Origin of the sequence: Ruegeria sp. ANG-R, from assembly GCF_000813985.1 — a bacterium.
In the GTDB taxonomy this organism is placed as follows: Bacteria; Pseudomonadota; Alphaproteobacteria; order Rhodobacterales; family Rhodobacteraceae; genus Ruegeria.
The window spans coordinates 95,348-112,674 of sequence record NZ_JWLJ01000007.1 but is presented as its reverse complement, the minus strand read 5'-3'; the positions used below and the strand labels follow the sequence as shown (position 1 = coordinate 112,674).

General features: G+C 60.6%; 17 protein-coding genes. 9 read left to right on the top strand and 8 right to left on the bottom strand.

Annotation, left to right across the window (positions count from 1 at the left end):
• Positions 1–78 precede the first annotated feature (78 nt).
• Complete coding sequence (locus RA27_RS16810; RefSeq protein ID WP_039541679.1) at positions 79–1,251, top strand: PatB family C-S lyase; 1,173 nt, start codon at positions 79–81, stop codon at positions 1,249–1,251.
• Positions 1,252–1,281: 30 nt separating this feature from the next.
• Positions 1,282–1,980: a fumarylacetoacetate hydrolase family protein gene (locus tag RA27_RS16805; RefSeq protein WP_039541676.1), complete on the top strand. Its 699-nt coding sequence runs from the start codon at positions 1,282–1,284 to the stop codon at positions 1,978–1,980.
• A 99-nt stretch (positions 1,981–2,079) separates the two neighbouring features.
• On the opposite strand, the gene RA27_RS16800 is transcribed toward RA27_RS16805, so the two are convergent.
• Positions 2,080–2,433 (bottom strand): hypothetical protein, encoded by a 354-nt coding sequence (locus tag RA27_RS16800; RefSeq protein WP_039541672.1) that lies wholly within the window; start codon positions 2,431–2,433, stop codon positions 2,080–2,082.
• A gap of 212 nt (positions 2,434–2,645) precedes the next feature.
• On the opposite strand from RA27_RS16800, the gene RA27_RS16795 reads away from it, so the two are divergent.
• A complete protein-coding gene (locus tag RA27_RS16795; protein WP_039541668.1) occupies positions 2,646–3,635 on the top strand; it encodes a glutathione S-transferase family protein in 990 nt (329 codons plus the stop codon).
• Here the strand turns inward: RA27_RS16795 and RA27_RS16790 are convergent.
• Complete coding sequence (locus RA27_RS16790) at positions 3,617–3,979, bottom strand: response regulator (RefSeq protein ID WP_039541665.1); 363 nt, start codon at positions 3,977–3,979, stop codon at positions 3,617–3,619. The two genes, RA27_RS16795 and RA27_RS16790, sit on opposite strands and share 19 nt — an antisense overlap.
• 181 nt (positions 3,980–4,160) lie before the next feature.
• Here RA27_RS16790 and cobD point away from each other — a divergent pair, with 181 nt between their 5' ends.
• The 4 genes from cobD to RA27_RS16770 all read left to right on the top strand — a co-directional run bounded on the left by cobD (position 4,161) and on the right by RA27_RS16770 (position 8,048).
• Positions 4,161–5,126, top strand: coding sequence for a threonine-phosphate decarboxylase CobD (gene cobD, locus RA27_RS16785; protein ID WP_039541663.1), 966 nt, complete (start codon positions 4,161–4,163; stop codon positions 5,124–5,126).
• Positions 5,123–6,043 (top strand): adenosylcobinamide-phosphate synthase CbiB, encoded by a 921-nt coding sequence (gene cbiB / locus RA27_RS16780; protein ID WP_039541662.1) that lies wholly within the window; start codon positions 5,123–5,125, stop codon positions 6,041–6,043. Before cobD ends, cbiB begins: the two co-directional genes overlap by 4 nt.
• 11 nt (positions 6,044–6,054) lie before the next feature.
• On the top strand, positions 6,055–7,218 hold the full coding sequence (locus RA27_RS16775) for a lytic murein transglycosylase (RefSeq protein WP_039541660.1): 1,164 nt from the start codon (positions 6,055–6,057) through the stop codon (positions 7,216–7,218).
• 89 nt (positions 7,219–7,307) lie between these two features.
• Positions 7,308–8,048: a hypothetical protein gene (locus RA27_RS16770; protein WP_052265332.1), complete on the top strand. Its 741-nt coding sequence runs from the start codon at positions 7,308–7,310 to the stop codon at positions 8,046–8,048.
• A 170-nt stretch (positions 8,049–8,218) separates the two neighbouring features.
• Here RA27_RS16770 and RA27_RS16765 read toward each other — a convergent pair whose 3' ends face one another.
• From RA27_RS16765 to RA27_RS16745, 5 genes are all read right to left on the bottom strand, one after another.
• The gene (locus RA27_RS16765) at positions 8,219–9,508 is read right to left on the bottom strand and encodes an MFS transporter (RefSeq protein WP_039541831.1); all 1,290 of its coding nucleotides are present in this window, start codon (positions 9,506–9,508) and stop codon (positions 8,219–8,221) included.
• Positions 9,509–9,652: 144 nt separating this feature from the next.
• The gene (locus tag RA27_RS16760; RefSeq protein WP_039541659.1) at positions 9,653–10,003 is read right to left on the bottom strand and encodes a hypothetical protein; all 351 of its coding nucleotides are present in this window, start codon (positions 10,001–10,003) and stop codon (positions 9,653–9,655) included.
• A 53-nt stretch (positions 10,004–10,056) separates the two neighbouring features.
• The gene (locus RA27_RS16755) at positions 10,057–13,512 is read right to left on the bottom strand and encodes an AAA family ATPase (RefSeq protein WP_039541658.1); all 3,456 of its coding nucleotides are present in this window, start codon (positions 13,510–13,512) and stop codon (positions 10,057–10,059) included.
• A gap of 141 nt (positions 13,513–13,653) precedes the next feature.
• Positions 13,654–14,049: a hypothetical protein gene (locus tag RA27_RS16750; protein ID WP_039541656.1), complete on the bottom strand. Its 396-nt coding sequence runs from the start codon at positions 14,047–14,049 to the stop codon at positions 13,654–13,656.
• Positions 14,050–14,093: 44 nt separating this feature from the next.
• The gene (locus tag RA27_RS16745; RefSeq protein WP_039541654.1) at positions 14,094–15,287 is read right to left on the bottom strand and encodes a PLP-dependent aminotransferase family protein; all 1,194 of its coding nucleotides are present in this window, start codon (positions 15,285–15,287) and stop codon (positions 14,094–14,096) included.
• A 152-nt stretch (positions 15,288–15,439) separates the two neighbouring features.
• Between RA27_RS16745 and RA27_RS16740 the strand changes: the two genes are divergently transcribed.
• Positions 15,440–16,210 carry an FCD domain-containing protein gene (locus RA27_RS16740; protein ID WP_039541650.1) on the top strand — a complete coding sequence of 257 codons (771 nt, stop codon included), beginning with the start codon at positions 15,440–15,442 and terminating at the stop codon, positions 16,208–16,210.
• Complete coding sequence (locus RA27_RS16735; RefSeq protein ID WP_039541647.1) at positions 16,210–16,698, top strand: metal-dependent hydrolase; 489 nt, start codon at positions 16,210–16,212, stop codon at positions 16,696–16,698. Before RA27_RS16740 ends, RA27_RS16735 begins: the two co-directional genes overlap by 1 nt.
• Before the next feature lie 65 nt (positions 16,699–16,763).
• Here RA27_RS16735 and RA27_RS16730 read toward each other — a convergent pair whose 3' ends face one another.
• Positions 16,764–17,324 carry a F0F1 ATP synthase subunit B gene (locus RA27_RS16730; protein ID WP_039541644.1) on the bottom strand — a complete coding sequence of 187 codons (561 nt, stop codon included), beginning with the start codon at positions 17,322–17,324 and terminating at the stop codon, positions 16,764–16,766.
• Positions 17,325–17,327 lie beyond the last annotated feature (3 nt).

Genomic DNA, 17,327 nt, shown 5'->3' with positions numbered 1-17,327 from the left:
ATCGCGCCCGCCACCGCAACGGCCCCCTTGCACCTGATGGATTTGTGGTTAGCTTTCGCCTCGACAGATGGAGATGACATGACTTTCAACGACCTGATCGACCGCCGAGGCACCAACTCTTCAAAATGGGACAAGATGGAGCAGCTCTATGGCGTCTCGCCCGAGGATGGGCTGGCCATGTGGACCGCCGATTCCGACTATGCCACTGCCCCTTGCGTGATCGAGGCCGTGCGCAAGGCCGCCGATCATGGTGCATTTGGGTATTCTTGGATGCACCCGGATTATCTGAATGCGATCCAGTGGTGGATGAAGACCCGTCACAATTGGGAGATCGATACCGATTGGGTGCTGACCTCGCAGGGTCTGGGCAATGCCATTGCCCTGTGTCTGGATGTCTGGAGTGAACCGGGTGATGGCGTCGCGATCTTCACGCCCGTCTACCATGAGTTTGCCCATAAGGTGAACAAATCGGGCCGTCGCGTGGTTGAATGCCCTCTGGTACGTGACGGCGACAGTTATGCGCTTGATCTGGACGATGCGCAGTCGCGGCTGGACGGTTCGGAAAAGCTGCTGTTGTGGTGCTCGCCGCAGAACCCGTCGGGCCGGGTCTGGACGCCAGAAGAACTGCGAGCAGTAGCGGCGTTTGCAGAACGTAATGGACTGATCCTGGTCTCGGATGAGATTCACCACGATCTGGTTTATCCGGGCAATACCTCCGTGCCGATGGATGTTGCTGCCCCGGATGCGCGCCCATGGACCGTGACGCTGACCGCCGCATCGAAGACGTTCAACATCGCGGGCCAGCGCACCGGCAACATGATCATTCCTGATGCCAAGCTGCGGGCCGAGATGCGGCACCGGATCACCACGCTGGACTACGACCCCAGCGCCTTGGGTGTGTCGATGATCACCGCCGCCTATTCACCGGAAGGGGCGAAATGGGTCGATGAACAGATCGCTCATCTGGATGCCAACAGAAAACTGTTCGATGCCGCCATCGCCGAGATTCCGGGCCTGTGGTCGATGCCCCTGCAGGCGACCTATCTGGCCTGGGTCGATTTCTCGGGCACCGGGATGAACCATGATGAATTTGTCCGCCGCCTGCGCGAGGATGCACGGATCGCGACATCCTCAGGCCCCGGTTTCGGGGCGGGCGGGGAAACCTTCGAACGGTTCAATCTAGCCACCCAACGCGCGCGGGTTGAAGAAGCCTGTGCGCGATTGAAGGCAGCCTTTGGTGATTTACAATGAACCCCGTTCAAAAATAAACGGAGGCACATCATGCCCAACCACCTTTTTACGCTTCCGGACATCCCGAGCATCCCGGTGCAGGGGGAACAGGCGACCTATCCGATCGGGCGGATTTTCTGCGTGGGCCGCAACTATGCCGCCCACGCCGCCGAGATGGGGCATGAGGTGGATCGCCAGACGCCGTTTTACTTCACCAAATCCGCGCCCAATGCGGTTCTGACCGGGGCACATGTGCCGTATCCGGCAGGGACCGAGGATTATCATCATGAAATGGAACTGGCCGTTGCCATCGGCAAGCCGGTTTTTCAGGCCACGGCCGCGCAGGCCCAAGCCGCGATCTTTGGCTACGGCTGTGCCTTGGACATGACGCGCCGCGACTTGCAGATTCGTGAGCGCAACAAGCAGCGCCCCTGGGATCTGGGCAAGGATGTGGAAAACGGCGCGGTCTTCGCTCCGCTGACCCGCGCCGATGACTGGAGCCCATCTGATGACAAGCGCATCTATCTGAGCGTCAATGAGCGGGTCGTACAAGACGCCACATTGTCAGAGCTGGTCTGGAAGATCGATGAACTGATCTCCCATCTATCGGGTTTCTACCATTTGCGCCCCGGAGATCTGATTCTGACCGGAACACCCGCAGGGGTCGGGCCCGTGGTCGCCGGAGACCAAATCGAAGGCGGCATTGATGGTCTGACCCCCGTGCACTTGACACTGACAGCCCCCAAGTAAACCGCCCGGCCCGATACCTGAGAACCTTGTGGCACCATTGCCCCCGGAACGCCGAAAGCGCGTCGGGGCACTGGTGCCATAAGTAAAGGTTTGTACGCCTCAGTCGAGGTCTTCAAGCAATGCAATCGGCGCATCCGGGGCGCGATAGAAATCCAGCGGGGCCTTGTCGGCGGCCACGGTGCTGCGCTTGAACTCATAACGCATCTCACCCACCGCTTCCTCATCTGCGATGATCAGGCACTGGTACAGGTGACTGGCCCCGTCATAGATATCGACCAACCCGCGCAAACGCGGCGTGGTCTCAGCCTCGACCGTGAATCCGTCTTTCCACAATGTGAGGATCTTGTAGGAATTGTCGCCTACCTCCACCCGCAAACGGCTGGACTTCTTGAGGGTGGCGATTCGGGCCGCATCCAATTCGGCGCGAATTTCCTTGGAAACATAGGTACTCATAATAAACTTCCCCCCTTAACGTCCTCTATTCTGGCGGATGTTTTGTAAAAATCCAGTGAACAGCGTCACATAGCCTTTGGCTTTTCTGATCTGTTGCTCAGACATCCCGCCATCACTGTGCACACGCGCAGGCCCCATGCGCGTCCGATGAAATAGGATCGCGGCGGAAGGCGGCCTATCTTTGCCTCAAACGCAACGCGAAAGGATACACGATGGGCCTGCTTGTCGACGGCGAATGGCATGACACCTGGTATGATACCAAATCCACCGGCGGGGCATTCAAACGCTCGGCGGCGCAGTTTCGCAACTGGATCACCGCCGATGGCGCGCCCGGCCCCTCGGGGCGGGGCGGATTCGAGGCGGAAAGCGGGCGTTATCACCTCTACGTCAGCCACGCCTGCCCCTGGGCCCATCGGACGCTGATCTTTCGCGCGTTGAAGGGGCTGAGCGACCACATCTCGGTCTCGGTTGTGCATCCCGACATGCTGGACAAGGGCTGGACTTTCGAGGTGGACGACTATGGCGCGACGGGGGATAAGCTGTTCGGACATGACTTTGCCCATCAGATCTATACCCGTGCTGATCCTGACTATTCAGGCCGCGTGACGGTGCCGATCCTGTGGGACAAGGTGGAGAAGACCATCGTCTCGAACGAAAGCTCGGAAATCATCCGCATGTTCAACTCGGCCTTCAACGGGATCACCGGCAACAGCGATGACTATTGGCCCGAGGCGATGCGGGACGCGATCGAAGAGGTCAACGCGCGGATTTACTCGGACATCAATAACGGCGTCTACAAATGCGGGTTCGCCACTTCACAACAGGCCTATGACGCCGCCATCGGCCCATTGTTCGACACCCTGGACTGGCTTGAGGATCGCCTGGCCCGGAACCGTTACCTTATGGGAGATCGCGTGACCGAGGCCGACTGGCGGCTGTTCACCACGCTGATCCGGTTCGATCCGGTCTATCACCTGCATTTCAAATGCAACCGACGGCGATTGGTGGATTACCCGAACCTCTGGGCTTACACGCGGGAGCTATATCAATGGCCCGGCGTGGCCGAGACGGTGAACATGAACCACATCGTGCGCCACTATCACTACAGCCATGACAGCATCAATCCGCATCGGATCATCCCGGTGAATCCTGTTCTGGATTATTTGGAGCCGCACAGGCGCGATCAGCGCCCCGCGGCGTAGTGTTCGACCATGGCTGCCAGATCCTCGGGCGGAGTCGAGCTTTGCACATAGGCGCAGGCATTTGCGCTGTGGGCAAAGATGGAACCGTCCGAGAAAAAGGTGGTGTTGGTGACGAAGATGACCCGTGTTTCGGGCCTGCGATAGCTTGCGAAATCGGCGACCGCCAACGCGCTGCCGGTTTCCAGTACCAGATCCAGCACAATGATATCAAAGGCGGTTCCATAGAGCGCAAGGATCGCAGCCTCTTGCGTTTCGACCAGCGTGACCTCGGCCTCCTGCCTTTGCAGATGGCGCTGCCAGACCCGACCCAGATCGGGGTTACTCTCAACAATCAGTACTTTCATTTGCAACAACCTCGGCACGTGATATGGGTGAGTGGTGCCGACCCCTGTTGTCCGTGATCACGCGATTTCCTTAACAAAGTGTTAACAACGCCTGCACAGCGCCGTGATCGGGCGGATTCGCTTGTAAGAACGGCAAAAATCCGCTTGAAGCAGCGGAAACAGGTGATTCCGGCTGGGGCAGATGACTGGACAGGCTGAAAATTTGGACCCTCGGGCTGCGCGCGATCATGGCGGCGGGCTGGATGGTGCGATGGCGCGATATGGCGGCAAGCGCGATGACTGGATCGACCTGTCGACCGGGATCAACCCGCATCCCTTCGAAGTGTCCGGCCTGCGGCCTTCGGATTGGATGGAATTGCCCGATCATGGCGCGTTTGAGCGGCTGTCGGATGCGGCGCGGGACTTTTGGGGGGTTCCTGACACGGCGGCGATCCTGCCCGCCCCCGGCGCGTCGGCGGTGATTGCCCGCATACCTGCGCTTGCGACGGCGGGGCGCGTGCAGATTACCATGCCCACCTATAATGAGCACGCCGCCGCGTTCACCGCGCAGGGCTGGGCGGTACAGGGCACCGGCGCGGCGCAGGCGCGGGTGATCGTGCATCCCAACAACCCCGATGGGCGCATCTGGCAGGAGGCGGACGCCGATGCGCCGCTGACCGTGATTGACGAAAGCTTTTGCGATGTCACGCCCGACGCCTCACTGGTCCATCTGGCGGAGCGGCCCGGCGTCGTTGTGCTGAAAAGCTTCGGTAAGTTCTGGGGGCTGGCCGGGCTGCGGCTGGGCTTTGCCATTGGCCATCCTGACCTGATTGCCCGGCTGAACGATCTGACAGGGCCGTGGGCCGTGTCCGGTCCTGCTTTGCGGATCGGAGAACAGGCTTTACGTGACCGTGCATGGGCTGCGGCAACCCGGGACCGTCTGGCAAAGGACGCCGCACGGTTGGATCGGCTTCTGACCACCAGAGGGGCCCGGCTGGTCGGCGGCACCAGCCTGTTCCGCCTCTACGACGTTGATGACGCGGCGGCGTGGCAGGACCGGTTGGCCCGCGCCCATATCTGGAGCCGTGTCTTTCCCTACTCCGAAACTTATCTGCGCCTCGGACTGCCGACCGCGGACGGTTGGGCGCGGTTGGAGGCGGCGTTGTGAGCACGCCGCTCCTGTTGGTCTGCGCCATGTGTCTGGACGCGGCACTGGGTGAGCCGGATTGGCTGTGGTCACGTATCCGCCATCCGGCCGTGCTGATGGGCAACGCGATTGGCTGGCTGGACGCCCGGCTGAACCAGGGGACGCGGCGCCGCCTGAAAGGCGTGGCGGTGGTCGTACTCCTGGTTCTGGCTGCACTTGCGTTGGGCCGCCTGCTGGCATTGCTGGGACCGATCGCCGAGATCGTGATCTGCGCGATCCTTTTGGCCCAAAGATCTTTAGTCACCCATGTCCGTGCGGTCGGTGAAGGGCTGCTGACCTCCCTGCCCGAAGGTCGAGCGCAGGTCGCCATGATCGTCTCACGTGATACGACCGCCATGACCGAGGCGCAGGTGGCCCGCTCTGCCATCGAAAGCGCCGCAGAAAACCTGAGTGACGGGGTGATCGCACCGGCCTTTTGGTTTCTGATCGCGGGTCTGCCGGGGCTGCTGGTCTACAAGGCCGTCAACACCGCCGACAGCATGATCGGTTATCGCAACGAGACGTATCGCGACTTTGGCTGGGCTGCTGCCCGGCTGGATGATCTGCTGAACCTGATCCCCGCGCGGCTGACCTGCCTGATGATAGTGGCCCTGTCCGGTCAATGGGCAAGCTGGCGCGAGATAAGCGCCGACGCCCGCCGCCACATCTCACCCAACGCGGGCTGGCCCGAGGCCGCTATGGCACGTGCGCTGGATATCGCGCTGGCCGGACCGCGCAGCTATGACGGACAGATGCGCAATCTCGCCTGGGTGAATGGAAATGCGCGGCAAAACATCGACGCAGCGGAGGTTTTTCGCGCATCGGGCATGTTGTGGCAGGTATGGGGGCTTGCGCTTGGGCTCGTGTCGGTGTGGGTTGGGTTCAACTTCATATTCTGACGGACCTGCTCATGCGTTTCCTTTCCGGCCTTGTCGCCGCCGCCCTGTTCGCCTCGCCCGCCCTTGCCCAGTGCGGCGGCGGGTTCAATGCCTTTGTCAAAGGGCTGAAAGCCGAAGCCGTTCAGCAGGGGTTCGACACCTCCACGGTCAACGCCTTTTTCAAAGGTGTGCAGCAGGACAATGCGGTGCTGAAGGCCGATCGCGCGCAAGGTGTGTTCCAGAAACCGTTCATCGATTTCTCGCGTCGCCTGATTTCGCAAAACCGGATCGACCGGGGCACGGCGATGTCGCGCAAGTACGATGCCGTGTTTGACCGGATCGAGCGGGAATACGGTGTCTCGCGCGGCGTGTTGCTGGCTTTCTGGGCGTTCGAGACCGATTACGGCGCGTTTCAGGGCGATTTCAACACGCGCAACGCGCTTGTGACGCTGGCCCATGACTGCCGCCGCCCCGAGCTGTTCCGGCCCCAGATCTTCGCAGCTATCGAGCTGTATGAACAAGGTGATTTCGACCCTGCCCGCACCACCGGCGCCTGGGCCGGTGAAATCGGCATGGTCCAGATGCTGCCGCGCGACATCCTTGAAAACGGCGTGGATGGGGACGGAGACGGCAAGGTCTCGCTGAAAACCTCGGCACCGGACGCGTTGATGTCCGGGGCCAGGATGCTGTCGCATCTGGGCTGGCAACCGGGCCAGCCTTGGCTGCAGGAGGTCACCGTGCCTGCGCAGATGGATTGGTCGCTGTCGGGGCCCGGCAAACCGCGCCCGATCTCCGAGTGGCAGGCGATGGGTGTTCAGCCGCGCAGCGGGTCACTGGCCAACCTCCCCGCCTCATTGATCCTGCCACAGGGGCACAAGGGGCCTGCTTTCCTCGCCTATCCGAATTTCGACGTCTATTTCGAATGGAACCAGAGCTTTGTCTACGTCCTGACAGCCGCCTATTTTGGCACAAGGCTAGAGGGCGCGCAGATCTACAACGCAGGCAACCCAGCCCCCGGGCTAAATGGTGCGCAGATGAAGCAATTGCAGACCAAACTACAGGCACGTGGCTATAACGTGGGCAAAATCGACGGTATTCTGGGAGCCGGTACCCGCGCCGCGGTGCAGGCCGAGCAGGCGCGGTTGGGATTGCCAGCGGATGCATGGCCGACGGCTGATCTGCTTGGTCAGCTATAAGACCGCCCTTCACCGCCACCTATCAATTGCGGCCAACCGGACATTTCCTTAGGCTGACCAAAGCACGCTAGAAGCCTCGAGTTCATTTCATGACAATCGACGACCGCCGTAAACTGCTTGCCGATGTCCTGCGCCCATTTGATGTGGGGCACCCGCTGATCCGGATCGGGGCTTTTGGCGATGGCGGTTATTTGGTGCCGAGTGACATGCATGGGATCAAAGCCTGCTTTTCACCCGGCGTTTCCCGGCAATCGAGCTTTGAACTTGATCTGGCCAAGTGGGGCATCCCGTCGATCATGGCCGATGCCTCGGTGGATGGGCCAGCCGAGGTAATCCCCGGCGCCGTTTTTTGCAAGCAGCATCTCGGCCCGCGCACCGAAGGTGAGGTGATTTCGCTTGAGGACTGGATGGTTCAAAATGCGCCAGCGTCCGGGGACCTGATGTTGCAAATGGACATCGAAGCGGCTGAATACCCGGTGTTCGAAACCCTGCCAGCCGCGTATCTCGACCGGTTCCGGATCATCGTGATCGAGCTTCATCGAATCCCCTCGATCCTGACCAAGCCGAGGTTTTTCGAAAAAGCGAAACCACTTTACGAGGCAATCGGTGCTAAATTCACATGTGCCCATCTCCGTACAAATAACGCGTCAGGCTCGATGATTGTCGATGGTACAGAGTTTCCCCGGGTCGTTGAGGCCACTTTCATCCGCAATGATCGTGTGAAAGTACGTCATCCGATATCAACCTTGCCCCATGCTCTGGACGTGCCGCATCACCCCAACCGGCCGGAGATCAAGGTACCCGAAGAGTGGTTGGCCCGATCCTCCTGAAGGACTTGGTGCAAATGGCGAGTGGCTTGGGTCTCTGAACGCGGACGACATCGGGGCCGAAACAGGCCCGGCTTTGACGTTTTGCAGCTGCGAGACCCACGCTGGAGGTGTTGCCCGAGTGACTGCGCCCGGCCCAGACCGGTCAATGCTGCACGTCGCACAAATGGCCGCTATTCAGTCTCTGCGGCAAGCCGTTTGGCGAGGATGCCGATCAGGATCAAGGCAATAACAAGAAACACGGCGCCGACCATCCAGGCCGTAGGGATCGAGTAGACCTCAGCGATGGCTCCCGCCAGAATCAGACCCAAAGCTGCTCCGAGTTGCTGTATCAGCGACCTCAGAGATAGCATTGTGGATCGCTGGCGGTCTTCTACGCATCTATGAAGAATACTGCTGGCTGGCGTCTCGGAAACACCGAGGACAACGGAATAGAGGATGAAAACCGCCACAAAGCCGATGACGCTGCCCTGCAAAGCCAATGCGACCTGAACGCCCGCCGTACAGGCAAAAGCCGCCGCAAGTGTAATCGCGTGCCGTCTGCTGAAAATGCGGCTGATGTGCGGTGACAGCCAGGCACCGAATGCGATTGAGAAGAAGTAGGTCGCGGTCAGGACACCTATTGTTGTATTTGCATAGCCTTTCTGCAGCATGGGCTTTGCATGGACCGGCCAGAGCACCTCTACCGGGTTGGTCGCCATCAGGAAAAACGCCAGAGCTGCCAGCAGTACCGACAACGCCGGATGTCTCAATGCGAGAAGACCTGCGTCTTTGACCACCAGCGGTACAGCTGCGAACCCCCGTTTCAGGGCATGGGGGGTCAACGGGCGCGGTTTTTCCACAATAAAATAAAGGGTATAGGCGAATACCCCAAGCATCACCGCCAAGCTCGCCGCGTAGGGCACATCATAGACGCTAAAACCCAGTCTCGCTGCCGTCGGGCCAAAGAGATCGGGCAGAAGGCCCCCCAGAACGGCCCCCATCGCCAAGCCCATGGCATTGGCCCATTGCGCTTTTGCCAGAGCGGGTTGAACGTCCACGTTCGGCGCAGCGGCTTTGAAGGTCTCAACGAACCAGGCGTCGAGCGTGCCCGACCGTAGCGCACGTCCAAATCCGATGAAGGCAAATGAAAGCGCTAGAACATAGAAATCGCTTGTCGAGAGAAAGAGCACGAGAGAGATCAAGCTGGCGACAACCGCAGCCAGAAAGACCGGCTTGCGTCCAATATTGTCGGCCAATCCGCCGAACGGAAGTTCCATCGCCAAGGTCGTAAGTGAGTAGACCCCAAATAGCACCGAAATCTGTAACAGATCCATTCCGCGATCGGTCAACGCCAGTGCAACAACGGCAACAGTCAAACCCATCGCAAAACGATCGAGAAACTGTTGAACCTGAAACACCCGGATGTGCCGTCTCGCCGGAACGGTCAGCGCTGCGAAGGGGAACTCTAATTCTGTTGCCATGCTCGCAACATCGCCTTTGCAGGCAACCAGCACAATACCTGAGCAAAGCCGAGGACCACCCTGTGTGCACGCAAGCAATCGTCCGAGCAAGCGCGGCGACAGCCCGGTTTGTTGGGCAGAAGCGCCCTTGATGGAGGTGAAATCTTACTCCGACCGCACCGGATATCGATGGCCCTTCTGGTCGATCAGGATCAGCCGTTCTCCGCTGCGGACGTACAGATCGCAGCGGCTGAAGCCGTTGCGATAGGCGATACAGACGCTGCCATCCTCGGCGATCGAATAGGTGCCAAAGGCGGATTCTCCGCTGGCATAGGTGTAGGAATAGGCCCCTCCGGCGGAGTATTTGGACTGTCCGTCATCATAGAATGTCAATGTCTGGCCCGCCAAAGCGTCCAACTCTTGCGAGTTGAGCGGCCTGTCCCCGGGTTTGGTGGCCCATTCGGCGGCGGCAAGTGGCGTGGCGGACAGAAGAAGAAGGAGCAGAAGCCGGGTCATGCGCTACCCTAACCCGGGGGGCGTCGAATGGGTCATAACGTTGCGGTGATCGCTCAGGCGACCATCTGCTCGGCTTTCTTGAGGTCTACCGAAACAAGCTGGCTGACACCCTGTTCCTGCATGGTGACCCCGAACAGCCGATCCATCCGCGCCATGGTCACCGCGTGGTGGGTGATGATCAGGAAGCGGGTGTCGGTCTGGCGGCACATCTCGTCCAGAAGGTCGCAGAAGCGTGTGACGTTGGCGTCATCGAGCGGCGCGTCAACCTCATCCAGCACACAGATCGGAGCCGGGTTGGCGAGGAAGACGCCAAAGATCAGCGCGGTTGCGGTCAGGGTCTGTTCACCCCCCGACAGCAGACTGAGGGTCGAGAGCTTCTTGCCCGGCGGCTGGCACATGATTTCCAGCCCCGCATCCAGCGGATCGTCGCTTTCGACCATAACCAGATTGGCCTCACCGCCGCCGAACAGATGCTTGAACAGCATAGCGAAGTTCGAGTTCACCTGTTCAAACGCGGTCAACAGACGCTCGCGCCCTTCGCGGTTGAGGCTGGCGATACCGCTGCGCAGGGCCTTGATCGCCTCTTCCAGATCACCCTTTTCCCCATTCAGTGTGTCGAATTCTTCCTGAACCTCTTTGCTGTCTTCCTCGGCGCGCAGGTTCACCGCGCCCATGGCGTCGCGCTGGCGCTTGTGGCGGTTGACCTCGGCCTCCAACGCGTCGGCGGCGGGCATCTGATCGGGGTTGGTGTCGAGTTGATTCAGTAGCTGGTTTGGTGTCAGTTGCTGATCCTCGGCAATCCGCTCCGCCGCTGCGACCACGCTCTCCTTGGCCGCATCACAACGCGCCTCTGCTGCCGCGCGGGTCTCGCGCGCTTCGGAGGCCAGTCGTTCCGCCTCGCGCTCAGCAAGAACCACCTCGCGCTGTGCCGTCTCGGCTTCCGCCAGCTTGTCAGCGGCCTCGGCCCGGCGGGCTTCGGCGGTTTCGATCAGTTCGTTCAGTTCTTCGCGCGCCTCGGCAATTTCACCGGGTGCGGCCATGGCGTCCGAGAGTTCCTCTTCCGAGCTTTCCTTGCGCTCGGCCAGTTCGGAAATCCGCTTTTCCGCCGTCTCCAACCGGTGCCGCCAACCACTGAGGTCCTTGGTGACCTCTTGCGAACGCCGGGTCCGAGCCTCACCTTCACGACGCAACTCGTCATGGGACGAACGGTGGGTCAGCATGGTGATCCGCGCCGCCTCGACTGTCTGTTTGATGTCTTCAACCTGCGCGCGGGCGCTATCAAGGTCACCCAGACCGGTCAGGGCCGCTTCGGCCTCGCGCAACTGTGCACGGGCAGACATGGCGTCTTCCTTGTGGCGGTCGACGGCGAGGGTCAATGTCTCCAGCTTGCCTTGCGCCAGATTGCGATCCGCCTCAGCCCGGCTGAGCATCCGCGCCGTTTCCGCCATGCGCTGATCCGCGGCACGGCGGGCTTCGCGGGCACGACGATCAGCTTCGGTGACGTCCGCCAGTTGCTGGGACAGGGCCTCATGCGCGGCACGGGCACCATCGGCTTGCGCCTCGGTGCGGGTCAGTTCTTGTTTCAGCGCTTCCAGTTTGTTCAGCTGTTCCAGCCGCAGGGCGGCGGCGCTTGGCGCGTCCTCGGCCCAGGCGCGGAACCCGTCCCAGCGCCACAGGTCGCCCGAGCGCGAGACCAGCCGTTGCCCAGGTTTCAGCGACGCCTGCAACCGTGCGCCTTGATCAGCATCGACCAGACCGATCTGCGCGATCCGACGGCTGAGCCGGTCGGGACCGGACACATGCAAGGCCAGAGGCTCTGCTCCGTCCGGCAAGGGTTGATCGCTGTCATAGCCCGCCACCTGCACCCAACCCGAGGGGCCATCACCTTCGACCAGCGGTGCGCGCAGATCGTCTGCCAGCGCAGCACCCAGAGCTTTCTCATAACCGGTGGCCACGCGCAGCATGTCGAGCACCTGTCCGCCCTCAGCCGTGTCACGCTCGACCAGTTTCGCCAACGCAGTGGTTTCGGCCCGGATCGCGCCCAATTCCCCCTCGGCCTCGGAGCGTTTGGCGCGGGCTTCGGCCTCGCGCGCCTGCGTGTCATTGCGTAACTCGTCAGCAGCGGCGAGCGCTTCTTCCGCTGCCTCGGCAGCTTCGCGGGCCTCTTCTTCGCCTTCCTGCGCGGTCTCAAACGACTCACTGGCGCGGGTCAGCGCGTTGCGCGCCTCATCCACGGCGGCGCGGGCCTTTTCTTCTTCGCCCTCAGAGCGGGCCAGGGTCTTGCGGCTGTCTTCAACCAGACGCTGCGCCGATTGGTGCCGGGCCACCAGACGGGCCATGTCTTCGGTTTCCTGCGAGAGGTGATCTTCACGCTCTTGCAGGACCGAGGCGGCCTCGCGGGCCACTTCTGCAGCTTCAGCGACCTTTTCGTCATAACCCTCGGCGGCTTTGGCGAGCTCACGGGCCTCCCATTCGAGCCGTTCGATCATCTCACCTGCATCCCGGTTCAGGCCGGATTCGCGTTCGATGTCGTTGCCCAGTTGCTGGATACGGTTGGTCAGCGTCTCGATTGTCTGACGCGCGCGGGTTTCCTGATCCGAGAGCTGATCGCGTTGCACCTGCTGACGTTGCAGGACGGCGGCGGCGATGGCCTCTTCCTCGCGCAGGGGGGGCAGGGTTTCCTCAATCTCAGCGCGTTTGGCAGCGGATTCACGGGCGGATGCTTCGGCGCGGGAGGCTTCCGTGATCCGGTCTCGCAGCTTTTCTTCTGCCGCTTGGCGGGCCATGTCGGCCTCTTTCCAGCGACGATAGAGCAGCATCCCTTCGGCTTGACGCAGCTGTTCGCCAATCTCGCGATAGCGCGCGGCCTGACGGGCCTGGCGGGCGAGTTGCGCCAACTGGCCGCCCAACTGTTCCAGCACGTCATCGACGCGAGTCAGATTAGCCTCTGTGCCTTTGAGTTTCAGCTCGGCCTCGTGGCGACGTTGATAGAGGCCTGAGATGCCCGCGGCCTCTTCCAGAATGCGGCGGCGCGCGCGAGGCTTGGCGTTGATCAGCTCAGCAATTCGGTTCTGGCCCACCAGCGCCGGGGAATGTGCGCCGGTCGAGGCGTCGGCAAACAGCATCTGCACATCGCGGGCGCGGACATCCTTGCCGTTGGTCTTGTAGGCGCTTCCCACGTCGCGGGTGATGCGGCGGATGATTTCAAGCTGGTCGCTGTCGTTGAAGCCGGATGGCGCCAGACGTTCCGAGTTGTCCATGGTCAGGACCACCTCGGCAAAGTTCCTCGCGGGGCGGGTGGCGGCTCCGGCAAAGATCACATCCTCCATCGCCCCGCCGCGCATAGATTTGGGGCGGTTTTCGCCCATCACCCAGCGCAGAGCTTCCAGAAGGTTGGATTTGCCACAGCCATTGGGACCAACCACTCCGGTCAACCCGTCCGCGATGATCAGATCGGTCGGGTCCACGAAGCTTTTGAAGCCGGTCAGTTTGAGTTTGCTAAAGCGCAATGGCTGCTCTTGGTATGATTCCTATGGATAAGAAGTCTGCGCAAGGGATAGGGGAGCTGTCAATGTGATTGCGCAGGATATGGGATTTCGGACAGAGTTATCCACAATATCTTGGCGAAACTACGCGCGAAGCCGCGGATCTCAGTACGGCGTACATTCGAAGACCTGATATCCGTAGCCCTCATAGTAACCGTAATCAACGCATTCATATGAGCGCATCATGAGCGCCCCAAATATCAGTTTTTCGCCAAGTTCCTGATCGCAGCCCAATACCCCCACAGTGACCGCCGCATCGCCCAAAACGTCCAGAAGCGGACAGCCCGAGACCTGTGCCATGGCCAGCGCGGCCCGGTCGCGGATCGGGCCAAGACGCGGGGCGTATTGCGGGTTCACGCGGACGGCCTCGGCCAGCTCGTTGCGGACGCGGACGTCAAATACGCTGCCATTCACCGCGACGCGCGTTGCGGGCAGATCGCGAAAATACGGTGTGCCGCTTGAACAGGCGGCCAGCAGCAGGAAGGCAAGCAGGCGAATCATATCGCCGTTCTTGCGGCAATATGGTTAACGAAACCTTTCCCGGCTCAGCCGCGCAGCACCTCTCCCAGACGGCGGATACCTTCACGGATCGTATCTTCATCCGAGTTGGAGAAGCTGAGCCGGATCGTGTTGGCCCCAGTGTCATCAGGGTAGAACGCCTGGCCCGGGACAAAGGCCAGCTTGACCGTTTCAAGCGCCCGGGCCAGCAGCTCAGCCCCGTTCACGCCATTGGGCAGGGTGACCCAGATGAACATGCCGCCTTCGGGTCGGGTCCAGTCCACACCATCGGGCATATGCTGGTTCAAGGCTTCAAGCATAGCGTCTCGGCGGGCGGCATAGGTACGGCGCAGGATCGGAACGTGTGAATCAAAACAATCCCGCGCCACCTGATAGACAGCCATCTGGTTGATCGTCGAAGAATGCAGATCAGCAGCCTGTTTCAGCAGCACCAGTTGCGAAATCACCGGTTTGGCGGCCACGACCCAACCGACACGCAATCCGGGCGAAAGGGTTTTCGAGAAGCTGCCGCAATAAATCGTACGGCAGTTTTCAATCGATCCCTTGCGGGCCTGTTCCAACGCCAGAATTGGTGGAATCGGGTCACCGTCATAGCGCAGCGCCTGATAAGCGCCGTCCTCGATCACGGCGCAGTCTAGGTCTTCGGCCAGATTCAGCAGGGCTTCCCTGCCCCGCAGGCCCACGGTTTCCCCCGTCGGATTGGCAAAGTCGGCAGAGAGGTAGGCGAACTTGATCGGGCTGTCCCCGGCGGCGGCCCGGTATTCGGTCGCACCCCGATTGCCATCGATGCTAAGTTGATCAAAGCGTGGCTCATAGGCGTCAAAGGCATTGAGCGCGCCCAGATAAGTAGGCCAGCCGACCAGCGCGGTATCACCCGGAGACAGAAACAGCTTGCCCAGATAGTCCAGAGCCTGCTGTGAGCCGGAGGTGATCAGGATATTGTCGATGTCACAATCCACACCGATCCCACGCATGTAGCCGACCAGCCATTCGCGCAGCGGCGCATAGCCTTCACTGACCGAATATTGCAGCGCCTGTGCCTGTTGATCCGGGCCAAGCGCATTTTGGAACGCCTCGGCGAAAGCCTCAGCCGGAAACAGGTTCGGGTCGGGGATGCCGCCTGCGAAGGAAATGATCCCGGGCTCACCCAAAAGCTTCAGCAATTCGCGGATTTCGGATGCCTTCATTCGGGATGTGCGGGTGGCGTATAGCTGATCCATCTGTCCGGGGCCTCCTCCGCCCTTCTGCCGCAGATTAGGCAAAGCGCATCTTATGTCAATAATACTGACCTAGTGTTTCAGTCTTCGTGAGGCGGTTGAACCCCGCTTGCAAACGTGGTCAAGTGAATTGACCAATTTCAGACGTAAGCTTCATGCCTTTTCAAAAAGTCCAGACCGAAAAACTGTCTCTGGCTGTGGTGCGCCAGATTGAGTTGTTGATCCTGCGCGGCATCCTGCGCCCCGGCGAGCGCCTACCCTCGGAAAGGGAACTGGCCGAGCGGATGGGCGTGTCGCGCCCCTCGCTGCGCGAAGCGATCGCAGACCTGCAGGATCAGGGATTGCTGACCGCCAAGGCCGGGTCAGGCATCTATGTGGCCGAGGTTCTGGGCTCGGCCTTCTCGCCCGCGTTGATCCGGCTGTTCGGCAATCATGACGAAGCGGTGTTCGACTATCTCTCATTCCGGCGCGATATGGAGGGGCTGGCTGCTGAGCGTGCCGCGCGGATGGGATCGGACGGCGACCTGAAGGTCGTGCAGATCATTCTGGACAAGATGGAGGCCGCCCATGCCCGCAACGCCGCCGAAGAAGAGGCGCATCTGGACGCCCAGTTCCACATGGCGATCATCGAGGCCAGCCATAACGTGGTGATGCTGCATATGATGCGGTCGATGTTCGATCTGCTGCGGCAGGGCGTATTCTACAACCGCCAGATCATGTTCCAGCAGCGCACCACCCGCGATGCCATTCTGGACCAGCATCGTGCCATCAACGCGGCCCTGCAGGACCGCGACCCCAAAGGCGCCCGGAAAGCGGTTGAGGACCATCTGAACTTTGTCAAAGGCTGCATGGCCGATCAGCAGAAGGCCATTCGCAACGAAGAAATCGCGCAGCAGCGGTTAAAGCACGAGACCGGAGAGGCTTGATGTTCATCGGGCATTTGCCGGGCGCGTATCTGATCTTTCGCACGACAGCACCCAACCTGGGCAAGCTTGCGTTCACGGCTGCCATGATTGGGGCCGTCGCGCCTGACGTCGACATACTTTGGTTCTATCTGGTCGATGATCGCGGACACCATCATCATTCCTACCTGACCCACCGCCCCATCATCTGGGCGGGCTTTCTGCTTGCCGGTCTCCTGATCCGGCAATGGCTCCAAAAAACCGGGACCTTCCTGACATTCTTTGGCGCAGGCGGGCTGGTTCACATGCTGTTGGATTCGATCACAGGCGAGGTCGCATGGTTGTGGCCCTTTTCGGACGCAACACATCCTCTGGTCACGGTACAGGCGACCCACTCTCATTGGATTTTGTCATTTCTCAACCATTGGACCTTCAAGGTTGAGATTTTGATCACCATGATCGCAATTTTGGTCTGGTTCTTAACCTGGCGCAGATCGAAGAAAGCTACCTGAGGCCACAAACAAAAAAACCCGAGAGTCAGAGACCCTCGGGTTTTTTTATCACTTGATCAGTGCAATCAGTGCAGCTTTTCACCAACATCCGCGATGGACGCGTCGATCAGCTTGTTCGCCTGTGTGGCGGTCATTTGCTTGGCCAGCACAGCGCTCGCAGCCGAAACCGCGACGGAGACGGCCTGATCACGCACTTCTTTCACAGCCGAAGCCTCAGCCGATGCGATCTGATCCTGTGCAGCGGCCAGACGGCGTGCAATGGATTTCTCCAGATCGACTTTGGCCTGTTCCGCCGCCAGAGCCGCGTCCTCTTTGGCAGCGGCCACGATCGCGTCCGCCTGAGTCTGCACTTCACGTTGCTTGCGCTCATAAGAGGCCAGCAGGCTACGCGCTTCTTCATGCAGCGCACGAGCTTCGTCCAACTCGGACTGGATGCCCTCGGCCCGCTTGTCCAAGGCGCCGCCAATCATGCCGGGGACCTTGAAGTAGAACAGGACCGCGATGAAGACGATGAAGCCCAGCAGGACGACAAAATCGGTATTGCCAAGCGAGAAGAACGGGCCGCTTGCGGCCAGCGCGGGGCTGGCGGCACCAATGGTCAGGATAAGGGCAAGAGTGTTCCGCATGTC